11 protein-coding genes and 1 pseudogene are annotated in these 13,074 nt (G+C 71.9%); 8 read left to right on the top strand and 4 right to left on the bottom strand.

Annotation, left to right across the window (positions count from 1 at the left end):
- The first annotated feature begins 36 nt into the window (after positions 1-36).
- The 3 genes and pseudogenes from ITJ56_RS11785 (at position 37) to holA (ending at position 4,255) form a co-directional block, all read left to right on the top strand.
- On the top strand, positions 37-804 hold the full coding sequence (locus tag ITJ56_RS11785; RefSeq protein ID WP_194630804.1) for a helix-hairpin-helix domain-containing protein: 768 nt from the start codon (positions 37-39) through the stop codon (positions 802-804).
- A 735-nt stretch (positions 805-1,539) separates the two neighbouring features.
- A pseudogene (locus ITJ56_RS19120) lies at positions 1,540-2,688 on the top strand (ComEC/Rec2 family competence protein); the annotation flags it as partial.
- A gap of 547 nt (positions 2,689-3,235) precedes the next feature.
- Entirely contained in the window at positions 3,236-4,255 is a 1,020-nt protein-coding gene (gene holA / locus ITJ56_RS11775; protein ID WP_194630879.1) for a DNA polymerase III subunit delta, read from the top strand.
- Between the two features lie 236 nt (positions 4,256-4,491).
- Here the strand turns inward: holA and rpsT are convergent, their stop codons facing one another.
- Positions 4,492-4,752, bottom strand: a complete 261-nt coding sequence (rpsT, locus tag ITJ56_RS11770; protein ID WP_194630803.1) for a 30S ribosomal protein S20 — start codon at positions 4,750-4,752, stop codon at positions 4,492-4,494.
- Positions 4,753-4,951: 199 nt separating this feature from the next.
- On the opposite strand from rpsT, the gene ITJ56_RS11765 reads away from it, so the two are divergent.
- Together ITJ56_RS11765 and lepA are read left to right on the top strand one after the other, a co-directional pair.
- Positions 4,952-6,118 (top strand): pyridoxal phosphate-dependent aminotransferase, encoded by a 1,167-nt coding sequence (locus tag ITJ56_RS11765; RefSeq protein ID WP_194630802.1) that lies wholly within the window; start codon positions 4,952-4,954, stop codon positions 6,116-6,118.
- Between the two features lie 148 nt (positions 6,119-6,266).
- Positions 6,267-8,114 (top strand): translation elongation factor 4, encoded by a 1,848-nt coding sequence (gene lepA, locus ITJ56_RS11760; protein WP_194630801.1) that lies wholly within the window; start codon positions 6,267-6,269, stop codon positions 8,112-8,114.
- An 83-nt stretch (positions 8,115-8,197) separates the two neighbouring features.
- Here lepA and ITJ56_RS11755 read toward each other — a convergent pair whose 3' ends face one another.
- Positions 8,198-8,695, bottom strand: a complete 498-nt coding sequence (locus tag ITJ56_RS11755) for a hypothetical protein (RefSeq protein ID WP_194630800.1) — start codon at positions 8,693-8,695, stop codon at positions 8,198-8,200.
- A gap of 131 nt (positions 8,696-8,826) precedes the next feature.
- Here ITJ56_RS11755 and ITJ56_RS11750 point away from each other — a divergent pair, with 131 nt between their 5' ends.
- Positions 8,827-9,474: a DUF1990 family protein gene (locus ITJ56_RS11750; RefSeq protein WP_194630799.1), complete on the top strand. Its 648-nt coding sequence runs from the start codon at positions 8,827-8,829 to the stop codon at positions 9,472-9,474.
- A 12-nt stretch (positions 9,475-9,486) separates the two neighbouring features.
- Here ITJ56_RS11750 and ITJ56_RS11745 read toward each other — a convergent pair whose 3' ends face one another.
- Positions 9,487-10,179 (bottom strand): HAD family hydrolase, encoded by a 693-nt coding sequence (locus tag ITJ56_RS11745; protein WP_194630798.1) that lies wholly within the window; start codon positions 10,177-10,179, stop codon positions 9,487-9,489.
- Positions 10,180-10,207: 28 nt separating this feature from the next.
- On the opposite strand from ITJ56_RS11745, the gene hemW reads away from it, so the two are divergent.
- Positions 10,208-11,479, top strand: a complete 1,272-nt coding sequence (hemW, locus tag ITJ56_RS11740; protein ID WP_194630797.1) for a radical SAM family heme chaperone HemW — start codon at positions 10,208-10,210, stop codon at positions 11,477-11,479.
- Positions 11,480-11,493: 14 nt separating this feature from the next.
- Here hemW and ITJ56_RS11735 read toward each other — a convergent pair whose 3' ends face one another.
- The gene (locus ITJ56_RS11735) at positions 11,494-11,943 is read right to left on the bottom strand and encodes a DUF4870 domain-containing protein (protein WP_228517677.1); all 450 of its coding nucleotides are present in this window, start codon (positions 11,941-11,943) and stop codon (positions 11,494-11,496) included.
- A gap of 109 nt (positions 11,944-12,052) precedes the next feature.
- On the opposite strand from ITJ56_RS11735, the gene hrcA reads away from it, so the two are divergent.
- Complete coding sequence (gene hrcA / locus ITJ56_RS11730) at positions 12,053-13,072, top strand: heat-inducible transcriptional repressor HrcA (protein WP_194630796.1); 1,020 nt, start codon at positions 12,053-12,055, stop codon at positions 13,070-13,072.
- The last annotated feature ends 2 nt before the right edge of the window (positions 13,073-13,074 follow it).

Genomic DNA, 13,074 nt, shown 5'->3' with positions numbered 1-13,074 from the left:
GCCCGGGCGAGCGGCCGGGCTCCGTAGCGTTCGGGCATGTCGTCACCGTCGTCTCCCGGACCCTGGTGGTCTCGTCTGACACTGTCACCGCGCGCTGCCGTGGTGCTGGCAGGGATCGTGGTGGTGGCCGCGGTCGTCGTGGTGTTGGTCGGTTCCCTGATGGGGGCCGACGGTGGCGGGGGTGCCGGGGGCGTCGTCGTGCGCGGTGCGCCGACGGCTGGTGCTGGTGGTGCCGGTGGTGCGGGTGCTGGAGCTGGTCCGTCCGGTGCTGCGTCGCCTCCGGCATCTGGTGCGGCCGTGGCCGGCGCGGGGGACGAGCGGGTCGTCGTCCACGTGCTCGGGGCGGTGCGGCGGGCCGGGCTCGTCTCGCTCGCGGGGTCCGGTCGTGTCGCTGATGCGATCGAGCGGGCGGGCGGGGCGACCGAGGACGCGGACCTCGACCGGCTGAACCTGGCTCGGGTGTTGACGGACGGAGAACGGCTGTACGTGCCGCGGGTGGGGGAGGAAGACGTCCCCGAATCCCTCGGTCCCGTCACGGGCGACGGTGCCGGTCCTGGTGCTGCCGGCGGGGCCGGTACCGGCGAGGGACCAGTCACCGCCCCGGCGGGGTCGGCCGTGGTCGACCTGAACACCGCTGACCAGACCGCACTCGAGACGCTTCCCGGCATCGGACCGGGGCTCGCCGGCCGGATCCTCGCCTGGCGCGACGAGCACGGCCGGTTCGCCGCGGTCGAGGACCTGCTCGACGTCAGCGGGATCGGGGACGTCCGGTTCGCCGAGCTCCGTGAACGCGTACGGGTCTGAGGGGGTCCCGTGCACCTCGCCCCGAGCGCGACCGACCTGCGGGTGGCGGTGCCGGTGGTCGTGGCGTGGATCGTGACCGCCGTGCTCGTCGGGGTGCCCGGAGCGGCGCCGGTCGTCGGGATCGTCGCCGCGGTGCTGGCGGGGGCGAGCGGGGTCCTGCTCGGGTGGCGCCGGTGTCGGCACCTGGCCCTCGCGGTCGTCGCGGGACTCGTGCTCGTCGCGGCGACCCTGGTGGCCCTGCTCGCGGTGGCGGTCGCCGTGGGGGAGACCCGCCGAGCACCCGAGTCGGTGCGCGCGCTCGTGTCCGGGCAGGGTCCGGACGGTGGTTCGGCGCGCGTCGAGGCAGAGGCCATCCTGCAGCGCGACCTGGTGCCCGGCGACCGGTCCGTCGTCGCACGGCTGGTGCGGGTGGACGGGGTCGTCGGGCTCCGGGTCCCGGTCCGGCTCGTCCCGCCGCTGCACGACGACGAGCCCCAGCGAGTGCTGCCCGCGGGAGCACGTGTGACCGCGACCGTCGCGCTGCGGACAGACGAGCCGGGGTCGGCGACCGCCTTCGTGGCGTTCCTGCGAGGCGCTCCGTCCGCCGTGCCTCCCCGAGGACTGCTCGGAGCGACCGACTCCGCGCGGCAGGCCTTCGTGCGGGCGACGGCCGACCTGCCGCAGCCCGGCGCAGCACTGCTGCGCGGGCTGGCGATCGGAGACCGGTCGGGCCTCGACCCCGCGACCGAGGCGGCGATGGAGACCTCGGCGCTGACGCACCTGACGGCGGTGTCCGGGGCCAACTGTGCAGTGGTGGTCGGGCTCGTGGTCGTCCTCGGGCGCGCGTGCGGTCTGGGGCGCGGCACCCGGGCGGCGCTGGCCGTCGCCGTGCTCCTCGTGTTCGTCGTGCTCGTCCGACCCGACCCCTCGATCGTCCGGGCGACGGTGATGGCGATCGTGGTGCTCGTCGTGCACCTGGTCGGCCGACCCGTGCGCGGTGTGCCGCTCATCGCCCTCGCCGCCGTCGGCATGCTCGTCGTGGACCCCTGGTTCGCCCGGTCGTTCGCGTTCGCACTGTCGGTCCTCGCCACGAGCGGGATCGTGGTGCTCGGCCCGCCGTTGACGGCACTGCTCGCCCGCCGCCTCTGGACGCCGGTGGCAGCCGCGCTCGCGGTGCCCGTCGCGGCGCAGATCGCGTGCTGGCCGGTGACGATCCCGCTGTCCGCAGCGTTGCCGACCTACGCGGTCCCGGCGAACCTGCTCGCGGAGCCCCTGGCACCCGTCGTCACGGTGGTCGGCCTCGGCGCCTGTGTCATCGCGCCGCTGTGGCCGGGCGGCGCATCGTTGCTCGCCGCGGTCGCGTGGGTCCCGGCGACGGCGGTCGGGGGCATCGCGCACGCGGCCGCCGCGTTGCCGTACGCCTCGGTACCCTGGCCGGGCGGCACCGTCGGCGTCGTCGCCGCCGTGCTGGTCAGCGGGTGCCTCGCGACCGCGATCCTGGTCCCGCGTGCGATCCGGGTCCGGCTGCTGCTCGCCGCGGGGGTGGTGGTCGTGGTCGGCATCGCAGCGGTCACCGTGCCGGTGCTCGTGGTCCGGGGGTCGCTGCCGGGCGACTGGTCGGTCGCCGCGTGCGACGTCGGGCAGGGGGACGCCGTGCTGATCCGGGGCGGAGCGTCGGTGGCACTCGTCGACGCCGGGGACGACGAGGAACGGCTCCGGGCCTGCCTCGGCCTGCTCGGGATCACGCGGATCGACCTGCTCGTCCTGACACACTTCGACCGCGACCACGTCGGTGCCGTGGGAGCGGTTTCCCGCATCGTCGACACCGCCCTGGTCGGTCCCGTCGGCCGGGCGTCGGACGGCCGGGTCGTCGAGGAGCTGCAGCGCTCCGGCGTCGACGTCCGACAGGCCGACGACCGCACCGCTGGCAGGCTCGGGCCGCTCGGCTGGCGGGTGCTCTGGCCGCCGTCCGGGGCCCGTGACGCCGGCAACGACGCGAGCATCGTGCTCGTGACGGGGCCGGCTCCGGGGCAGTCGTGCGCCACCTGCCTGACCGGGGTGTTCCTCGGCGACCTGGGGGAGTCGTCGCAGCGCCGTGTCCGCGGCAGCGGAGGGTTGCCGACGGGTTCGGTCGACCTCGTCAAGGTGTCCCACCACGGTTCGGCGGACCAGGACCCCGACCTCTACCGGCAGCTCGCGGCACCGGTGGGACTCATCGGCGTCGGGGCGGACAACACGTACGGACACCCGACCCGGTCTGCGCTCCGCATGCTCGACGCCGCGGGCACCGTGCCGTACCGCACCGACGAGCACGGCACGGTGGTGCTCGCCCGGTCCGGCACCGATGCCGTGCGGGTGTGGACGGAGCGCTCGTCGTCGGCGGCCGCCCGTAGGATCGTCGGTGCACGACTCGACCCGGCACCGTCCGGGCCGGCACCACCGGAAGGACCACATGGCTGCCAAGAAGCCCGCGCGCGCCGCAGCGAAGATCGACCAGGTGCCCTGGTCGGGGATCCGCCCGGCACCCGTCGTGCTCGTCACCGGGCCCGAGGCGTTCTTGGCCGACCGCGCCCGCAGCGTGCTGAAGGACCTGCTGCTGGGCGAGGACCCGGCGCTCGAGGTCCACGACCTCGAAGCCGACCAGTACGCCCCCGGTCTGCTCGCCACCCTCGCCAGCCCGTCGCTGTTCGGCGAGCCCCGGCTCGTGCAGGTGACCAACGTCGAGAAGTGCACCGACGCCTTCATCACCGAGACGATCTCGTACCTGCAGGCACCTGCCGAGGACGTCACTCTGGTGCTCCGGCACGGTGGCGGGGTGCGAGGCAAGAAGCTGCTCGACACGATCCGCAGCGGCGTCGGCGGTGGCGTCGAGGTCCTGTGCGACGAGCTCAAGCGCGAGACCGACCGCATCGACTTCGTGAACGCCGAGTTCCGGGCCGCTCGGCGCCGGATCGCGCCCTCGGCCGTGCGGACCCTGGTCATGGCCTTCGCGGACGACCTGGCGGAGCTCGCGGCGGCGTGTCGACAGCTCCTCGCCGACGAAGCCGAGGAGATCACCGACAAGGTCGTCGACAAGTACTACGGCGGTCGGGTCGAGACGAACGCCTTCAAGGTGGCCGACATCGCGCTGGCCGGCAGGTCGGCGCCGGCCATCGTCGAACTACGGCACGCCCTGGCCACCGGCGAGGCGCCGGTGCCGATCGTCGCCGCGTTCGCGAGCAAGATCCGCACGATGGCGAAGGTCAGTGCCTTCCGCGGGCCGAGCGGGCAGGCGGCCTCGGCGCTCGGCATGGCGCCGTGGCAGGTGCAGCGCGCCCAGCGTGACGTCGCCGGCTGGAGCGAGTCCGGGTTGGCGAACGCGATCATCAGCATCGCCGAGGCCGACACCGCGGTGAAGGGCGGCTCGCGCGACGCGCACTACGCGCTCGAGGTCATGGTCCGCACCATCGCCCGGCGCGGCGAGCCCCGCTGAAGCGAGTCGCGCCTCCCGGCCGTCCCGCGCCTGGAGCGCGCACTTCGTGAGCAGAAATGGTCGGGAGCGCCCTCGCGACCTGACCGTTCCTGCTCACGAAATGAACGCAGCGCAGCGCCCCCGCACACGACGAAGGTTCCGCACACGACGAAGGTTCCGCACACGACGAAGGCCCCGCACACGACGAAGGCCCCGCACCAACGGTGCGGGGCCTTCGGACCAGAAGGGTCAGTGCGTCAGAGCGACGCGACCTTCTTCGCGATGGCCGACTTGCGGTTCGCGGCCTGGTTCTTGTGGATGACACCCTTGCTCACTGCCTTGTCGAGCTTCTTCGTCGCGACGGCCAGGGCCGCGACTGCCTTGTCCTTGTCGCCGGCGGCAACGGCGTCGTTGGTGTGACGGATGTGCGTCTTCAGCTCCGACTTGTAGGCCTTGTTGCGCTCGGTGGCCTTGAGGTTGGTCTTGATCCGCTTGATCTGCGACTTGATGTTCGCCATGAAATGCTCCTGCTTCGTCTCGTACGGGTGGGCGCGACCGCAGGGTAGAGGGGCCCTTGGTCGCATCGCGTTCCACCCGTGGGCGGGGAACGCGGAAGCCAGCCACCAACACTACCAGGCCGGAGGGCTGCCACCAAAGCACGAAACCGGGCCTGATCGGCGAGACGCCGCGGCAACACGCACCGGATACGGTGACGGCATGCCCTCCCTCGCACCTCGGATCGACACCGTGCCCGCCTCCGGCATCCGCCGGGTCTTCGAGCAGGCGGCGCTCCTGCAGGCGAGCGGCGCCGCCGTCACGATGCTCGTGATCGGTGAACCCGACGTCCCGGTGGCGCCGCACATCGGCGAGGCGGCCCGCCGCGCGTGGACCGAGGACCGCACCGGGTACACCCCGAACGGCGGCATCGGCCCGCTGCGCGAGGCCGTCCGCGACAAGCTCCGCCGCGAGAACCGCATCGAGGCCGACCTCGAGCAGATCTGGATGACGATCGGGGCGACACAGGCACTCTTCCAGGCGATGACGCTCACGCTGAGCCCCGGCGACGAGGTCCTGGTGCCGGACCCCGGCTACACGACCTTCACGATGAACGCCCACATCATCGGGGCGACGCCGGTGCCGTACCGGCTGGAACCGCAGCACGGGTTCGAGCCGGACCTCGTGGCGCTCGAGGCGAGCGTCACCGAGCACACGCGGGTCCTGATCGTGAACTCGCCGTCGAACCCGCTGGGCTCCGTCTTCGGCGAGGAGACGCTCCGGGCGCTGCTCGCGTTCGCGAAACGCCACGACCTCTGGATCATCAGCGACGAGGTCTACGAGTACTTCACCTACGGCACCCGCCACATCAGCCTGGCCGCCCTCGACGAGGACGACCGGGTGTTCTCGGGGTTCTCGCTGAGCAAGACCTACGCGATGACCGGCGTGCGGGTCGGGTACCTCGTGACGCCGAAGGGCCTCGGCCCGACGATGCGGACGACGCAGGAGGCCATGATCAGCTGCGTCGCCGAGCCCGACCAGTACGCGGCACTCGCGGCGATCGTGGGGGACCACTCCGCCGTCCGCGACGCCCGCGAGCACTACCGCGCGAACCTCGCGGTCGCGAAGGAGACGCTCGACGCCGCCGGTATCCGGTACCTCGACCCGCGCGGGGCCTTCTACCTGTGGATCGACATGTCGCACGCCTCCGACGGGGACGTCGCCGAGTGGGCGCTCGAGTTCCTGCAGCGCGAGCGGGTCGCCGTGGCGCCCGGCAGTGCCTTCGGGCGCACCGGCGAGGGCTGGATCCGAGTCTGCCTCGCCGCCACCCCGGACGACCTGCGGCGCGGCCTCGGCGCGCTGCCGGCAGCGGTGCACGCGAGCGTCTGACGCGCTGCCGCCGCCCGCCCCGCCGACCCGACCACCGGCCTGGAGGCCCGCCCCGCGTCCGGGACGCACGTCGCGCCACGCGCTCCGTGCCTCCAGGGCGGGTGAAGCGTGGGAGACTGGGCCGACCGTCCGACCCACCTGAGGAACCGTGAGCCCACAAGCATCTGCGCCGCTCGAGCCCGCCGCGACCCCGGCCGGCGCGATCCGCAACTTCTGCATCATCGCGCACATCGACCACGGCAAGTCGACGCTGGCCGACCGCATGCTCTCGATCACCGGCATCGTCGAGGACCGCGCGATGCGTGCGCAGTACCTCGACCGCATGGACATCGAGCGCGAGCGCGGCATCACGATCAAGTCGCAGGCCGTGCGCATGCCGTGGGAACTCGACGGTGAGACCTTCGCGCTGAACATGATCGACACCCCCGGGCACGTCGACTTCTCGTACGAGGTGTCCCGTTCCCTGGCAGCGTGCGAGGGCGCGATCCTGCTCGTCGACGCGGCGCAGGGCATCGAGGCCCAGACGCTCGCGAACCTGTACCTGGCGCTCGAGAACGACCTCGAGATCATCCCGGTCCTCAACAAGATCGACCTGCCCGCGGCCGACCCGGACAAGTACGCGGCCGAGCTCGCGCAGCTCATCGGCGGCAAGCCGGAGGACGTCCTCCGCGTCTCGGGCAAGACCGGCGTCGGCGTGCCCGAGCTCCTCGACCTGGTCGTCCGTCGTGTGCCGGCACCCGTCGGTGACGCCGAGGCGGCACCCCGCGCGATGATCTTCGACTCGGTCTACGACAGCTACCGCGGCGTCGTCACCTACATCCGCATGATCGACGGCTCCATCTCGCCGCGCGAGAAGGTCCAGATGATGTCGACCAAGTCGACGCACGAGATCCTCGAGATCGGGGTGTCGAGCCCGGAGCCGCACCCGACGAAGGGGCTCTCCGTCGGCGAGGTCGGCTACCTGATCACCGGCGTGAAGGACGTGCGCCAGTCCAAGGTCGGCGACACCGTGACGAGTGCGCAGAAGCCCGCGACGCAGGCGCTGCCCGGCTACACCGACCCGAAGCCGATGGTGTTCTCGGGCCTGTACCCGATCGACGGCTCGGACTACCCGGACCTGCGTGAGGCGCTCGACAAGCTCAAGCTCTCCGACGCGGCACTGGTGTACGAACCGGAGACCAGCGTCGCACTGGGCTTCGGGTTCCGCTGCGGGTTCCTCGGCCTGCTGCACCTCGAGATCATCACCGAGCGGCTGTCCCGTGAGTTCGGCCTCGACCTCATCACCACCGCCCCGAGCGTGATCTACGAGGTCACGAACGAGGACAACAGCGTCACCGAGGTCACCAACCCCTCCGAGTTCCCGACCGGGCGCATCATCGAGGTCCGCGAGCCGATGGTCCGTGCGGCGATCCTGGCGCCCAAGGACTACGTCGGTGCGATCATGGAGCTCTGCCAGCAGCGCCGTGGCTCCCTGCTCGGCATGGAGTACCTCGGCGAGGACCGCGTCGAGATCCGCTACCAGATGCCCCTCGGCGAGATCGTCTTCGACTTCTTCGACCAGCTGAAGAGCAAGACCCAGGGTTACGCCTCGCTCGACTACGAGCCCATCGGCGACCAGGCCGCCGACCTCGTCAAGGTCGACATCCTGCTGCAGGGCGACCAGGTCGACGCGTTCAGCGCTATCGTCCACCGCGACAAGGCGTACGCGTACGGCACGCTCATGACCGAGCGGCTGCGCAAGCTCATCCCGCGGCAGCAGTTCGAGGTCCCGATCCAGGCGGCCATCGGCGCGCGGATCATCGCCCGCGAGAGCATCCGCGCGATGCGCAAGGACGTCCTGGCGAAGTGCTACGGCGGTGACATCACGCGCAAGCGCAAGCTCCTCGAGAAGCAGAAGGAGGGCAAGAAGCGCATGAAGACCATCGGCCGGGTCGAGGTCCCACAGGAGGCCTTCATCGCGGCGCTCTCCGGCGACGTCGAAGAGAAGAAGAAGTAGCGCGCAGCCGTTTCGCGCTGAGCGACGGTCCACGCGCTGCGACCGCCGTGATGTGTCGCTGAGCGCGAAGGATCGGCGCGCGGTCAGCCGGAACGGCGGGCGCGAGCCCGCAGGGCGGCCAGGCAGAGGGCCGGGAGGCTCGCTGCGGCCAATCCCGCCAGTGCGGTCCGCAGGATGGCCCAGTGGGCAGCGGCGTCGAAGTCGGTCTGCTCGCCGGAGGCGACCCCGGCGACCACGGCGCCGACCACCATCGCGAGCGTCACGACTCCGAGGGCCAGCGGCAGCCGACGGCCGCGCTGACGCCGCACCGCCGACACCAGCGCGGCGCCGAACAGCAGTACGCCAGCGCCGGCGCAGCTCGCCCCGACGGCGGCGATGACGTTGGCGGTGTCGAAGCCGTTCCACGCCTCCGGGGCGACGGGGACGGTGGCGTACCGAGCGGGTGACGCCGCGGCCGACGTCGTGACGTCCACCAGCACCCGGGCAGTCGCCGCCACGCCGAACGCGACGAGCGCGAGCACGGCGAGGACGGCTGCCCGGCGGTCGATGGACCGCGGGCGGGCGGGGGTGGGGCGGGGCACCTGCTGACGATAGCCGCGAGGCGGACGGTTGTCGGGCCTCCAGTTCGGGGCGCACGCTGACCGCGCCGACGTGCCGGACCCGAGTGCGGATCGGTTCGATCCGGACCGTCCCGCCCAAGTAGCATGGCGGCATGAGCATCCGCGGGAGCTACCGGACCGCCCTGACGTACGGCGCGGTGGGGGCGACCCAGGCGTCGGACCTCATGACCTACCCGCCGGACGGTTTCACGCCGACCGAGTCGCGCGCGCGGATCGGGCACGGCGACCAGCGGTTCGAGACCGCCGTGGTGCAGGCGCTGACGTGGCAGATCCAGGAGCGCAGCGGCGTCCGTGTCCGCGTCGAGGAGCAGCCCGACGACGACGAGGTCCGGTACAACCCGGTGACCTTCGACGACGACGGCGTGCCGATCGCGCCGGCGTCCATCGGGACGCCCCGCGTCGAGAAGTTCGCGCCGGACGGCACCCCGCTGCTGACGGCGGGGACGAGCGCCACGCTGACGATCCACGCGTTCGGGCAGACCGTGCAGGCACCGGTCCGTGTCGTGTCGATCATCGACGAGCACGACCGCAAGGGGTTCGCGTACGGCACGCTCGAGGGGCACCCGCTCTCCGGCGAGGAGTCGTTCGTCGTCGAGCGCACCCCGGACGGATCGGTGTGGCTCCAGATCCGGCAGTTCTCGCAGCCGGCGAGCCGGAAGTGGCGCATGGTCGCACCGATGGTGCGGCGGCAGCAGAAGGTGATGGCGGAGAAGTACCTGGCGGCGCTGCGCGGCGACTAGCGGTGGTGCTCGTCAGCGCAGCGGCGGCAGGGCGGCGATCGCGTCCTCGATGAGCGCGGCGTCCTGTTGGCAGTCACGCGCGACGGTCACGGCGTTCGTGTGCCGGAGCGCATCGACGTCGTAGACGCCCGTCGCCACGGCCAGGAACGGGATGCCCGCTGCGTCGGCTGCTTCGCCGTCACGCGGGGTGTCGCCGACGATGACCGCACGGGTACCGGTGAGCTCGGCCGCGGCGCGCGTCGTGACCCCGGCCCGTTCGACCTCGGTGTCGCCGAAGTACGAGTGCACCCAGTCGAAGACGCCCGGGTCGAACCCGGCGCCCGTGAGCTTCACTCGGGCTCTGTACTCGGAGTTGCCGGTGAGCAGGCCGTTCCGCCAGCCGAGTTCGGTGAACCGGGTCAGGAGCGCCTTCGCGCCCGGCACCGGACTGCGGTGGACGCCGGAGGCCTGCCGCTCTGCGGTCAGGTCGTGCAGGTGCCGGCTGACGGAGGGGATCAGGGTGTCCTCCAAGGCGTGGGCGCGCACGTGCTCGGCGATGAGCCCCGCGTCGGTCCGGCCGTGCTGGTGCCCGACGCGGAGCGTGAGGTCGCGACCAACCGCCCGCTCGAGGGCCAGGTGGTAGAGGTTGCCCGGGGACGAGGCGTTCATCACGAGGGTGCCGTCGATGTCCCACAGCACCGTGGTGGGAACGGGATGGTGCTCCATGCGTCCATCATGACGGACAATTGAGTCCATGCCGAGTGCTCTTCCGATCGCCGATCCAGCGCCAGCGGACGGACTGATCACCCCCCGCGCCACGGCGGGCACCGCCGCCGGATCCCCGGCGGGTCCCGACGTCGGTGACCTGCCCTTCGGTGTGTACGTGCACGTGCCGTTCTGCCGGGTGCGCTGCGGGTACTGCGACTTCAACACGTACACGGCGTCCGAGCTCCGCGGCGTGCGTCGCGACGACTACGCCGGGCACGCCGTGCGTGAGATCGAGTGGGCCGCGTCCGTGCTCGACCGCTCCGGGGTCCCGCGGCGGCCGGTGTCCACGGTGTTCTTCGGTGGCGGGACCCCGACGATGCTCCCGGCGTCCGACCTCGCGATGATCCTGCGGGCGATCGACGACACCTGGGGGATCCTGCCCGGTGCCGAGGTCACGACCGAGGCGAACCCCGACTCGGTGGACGCCACGTCGCTGGAGACGCTCCGCGCCGGCGGGTTCAACCGGGTGAGTTACGGCATGCAGTCCGCCGTGCCGCACGTGCTCGCGACCCTCGACCGCACCCACGACCCGCTCCGGGTCCCGGTCGTCGTCGACCTCGCGAAGCAGCAGGGGCTCGACGTCTCGCTCGACCTCATCTACTCGACGCCCGGGGAGTCGCTCGCCGACTGGCGCACCTCGCTCGACGCCGCCATCGCGTGCGCCCCCGACCACGTGTCCGCGTACTCGCTCATCGTCGAGGACGGCACCGCGATGGGACGCATGGTTGCCCGCGGGGAGCTCCCCGCCCCGGACGACGACCTGGCCGCCGACATGTACGAGCTCGCGGACCAGGTGCTCGGTGACGCCGGCTACGCCTGGTACGAGGTCTCGAACTGGGCGCGCCTCGACGCGGGGGGCGGCACCGCGCAGCACGCGAGTCGCCACAACCTGTCCTACTGGAAGGGCCACGACTGGTGGGGCGTCGGCCCGGGGGCCCACTCCGCCGTCGCCGGCACCCGGTGGTGGAACGTGAAGCACCCGGCCGCGTACGCGAATCGTGTGCTGTCGGGCGAGTCGCCGGCCGCGGGCCGCGAGACGATCGACGACGAGACCCGGTACGTCGAGCGTCTGATGCTCGCTGCCCGCGTGCGCGGGGAACTCGCGACGAGCGAGATCCGCCAGGAGGCCCGTGGCCGGGTTGCCGGCCTCATCGCACGTGGGCTGGTGGACGGTTCTGCCGCGGTGCGGGGACGCATCGACCTCACCCTGCGGGGTCGCCTGCTCGCCGACGCGGTGGTGCGGGAGCTGCTCGACTGAGCGGACCGCGCCACTTACTGCTTGATGAACTCGATCGAGAGCGGGTAGCGGTAGAACTGGCCCTGGTTTGCGGCGATCGCGGCCATGATGCCGAAGATGATCGTCAGGACCGCGATCACAGGGAGCAACAGCGCGCCGATCAGGATGACGGTGAGGAGCCCGGACACGACGTAGGCGATTGCCATCGTGATGTGGAAGTTCAGCGCCACCCGGGTGTGCTCGCGGATGAAGCCGCCGCGGTCACGGAGCACCAGGTAGGCCACCAGCGGCGCGATGAAGTTGAAGAAGATGCCACCGATGTGGGTCAGCGTGGCCCACAGTCGCTGGTCCTCGGGGCTCATCGGCTGGGGCGGGGTGTAGCCGCCGGGGTACTGGGGTCCTCCGGGGTACTGGGGTCCGCCGGGCTGCTGGGGTCCGCCGGGTCCCTGGCCGTAGGGGCCGCCGGGCTGCTGTCCGTAGGTCATGTCGGAAGCGTATCGGCCGGTCGCCCGGAAGTCCCGGGCCGTCGGTGGTCGGGCGTAGGATCAGCAGTCGACACGTCCGAGTGCCAGGTCGATCGGGAAGGAGGCGCTCGTGGTCAGTGAACGCAGCCTCGAGGTCCTCAAGGCAATCGTGCGCGACTACGTGGCGTCGCGCGAACCAGTCGGGTCGAAGACCATCGTCGAGCGGCACGCCTTCGGGGTCAGCGCCGCCACGATCCGGAACGACATGGCGCTGCTCGAGGACGAGCAGCTCATCGCCGCCCCGCACACCTCGTCCGGCCGGGTACCCACCGACAAGGGGTACCGGGTCTTCGTCGACCACCTCGCCGCCGCGCGACCGCTCTCCAGTGCCCAGCGGCACGCGATCGAGACCTTCCTCGGCGCCCCGAACGACCTCGACGAGGTCCTCGGCCGCACCGTCCGGCTGCTCAGCCAGCTCACCAACCAGGTCGCCCTGGTGCAGTACCCGTTGATGGTGCGCGCCCGGGTCCAGCACGTCGAGCTCGTCCGGCTCGGCGACGCCCGCCTGATGGTGGTGCTCATCACCGACACCGCGCGGGTCGAGCAGCGCGTGGTCGAGACCGACGTCTCCCTCGACGAACCGTCTCTGGCCGAGCTCCGCACGGTCGTGAACGGCGCGACGGTGGGGCTCCTGCTGCAGGACGTCCCCGCGGCCCTCCGTGCGGTGCCGCAGCGACTCCGGCCCGATGCCCAGACACTCGGCGGCGTGGTCGTCGCGACGCTCATCGAGCAGGTCGCGGCGAACCGGCAGGACCGCCTGCTGATGGCCGGTGCGGCGAACCTGGCGAAGAGCGAACAGGACTTCTCCGGTGGCCTCTTCCCCGTGCTCGAGGCGATCGAGGAACAAGTCACCCTGCTCCGGTTGTTCGGGGAGATGCAGGTGGACGACGTCGCGGTGGCGGCCCGCATCGGCGTGGAGAACGCCGAGTACGGGCTCGACGCCACGAGCATCGTCGCCGGCGGCTACCTGGCCCGTGGCGAGGTGGCCCGCCTGGGCGTCCTCGGGCCGACCCGCATGGACTACGGCACGAACATGGCAGCCGTCCGAGCCGTTGCACGGTACCTGTCCAAACTCCTGGGCGAACATTGACC

Source organism: Curtobacterium sp. VKM Ac-1376 (genome assembly GCF_015351025.1).
Lineage (GTDB): Bacteria > Actinomycetota > Actinomycetes > Actinomycetales > Microbacteriaceae > Curtobacterium.
Note: the sequence above shows the minus strand (reverse complement) of the source record. Positions and strands in the feature narration are given on the sequence as shown.

Coding starts and splice junctions, on each gene's coding strand:
- ITJ56_RS11735 (WP_228517677.1), bottom strand. CDS start 11,943: ATGACCTACGGACAGCAGCCCGGCGGCCCCTACGGCCAGGGACCCGGC.
- ITJ56_RS11750 (WP_194630799.1), top strand. CDS start 8,827: ATGAGCATCCGCGGGAGCTACCGGACCGCCCTGACGTACGGCGCGGTG.
- ITJ56_RS11785 (WP_194630804.1), top strand. CDS start 37: ATGTCGTCACCGTCGTCTCCCGGACCCTGGTGGTCTCGTCTGACACTG.
- ITJ56_RS11745 (WP_194630798.1), bottom strand. CDS start 10,179: ATGGAGCACCATCCCGTTCCCACCACGGTGCTGTGGGACATCGACGGC.
- hemW (WP_194630797.1), top strand. CDS start 10,208: ATGCCGAGTGCTCTTCCGATCGCCGATCCAGCGCCAGCGGACGGACTG.
- rpsT (WP_194630803.1), bottom strand. CDS start 4,752: ATGGCGAACATCAAGTCGCAGATCAAGCGGATCAAGACCAACCTCAAG.
- holA (WP_194630879.1), top strand. CDS start 3,236: ATGGCTGCCAAGAAGCCCGCGCGCGCCGCAGCGAAGATCGACCAGGTG.
- ITJ56_RS11765 (WP_194630802.1), top strand. CDS start 4,952: ATGCCCTCCCTCGCACCTCGGATCGACACCGTGCCCGCCTCCGGCATC.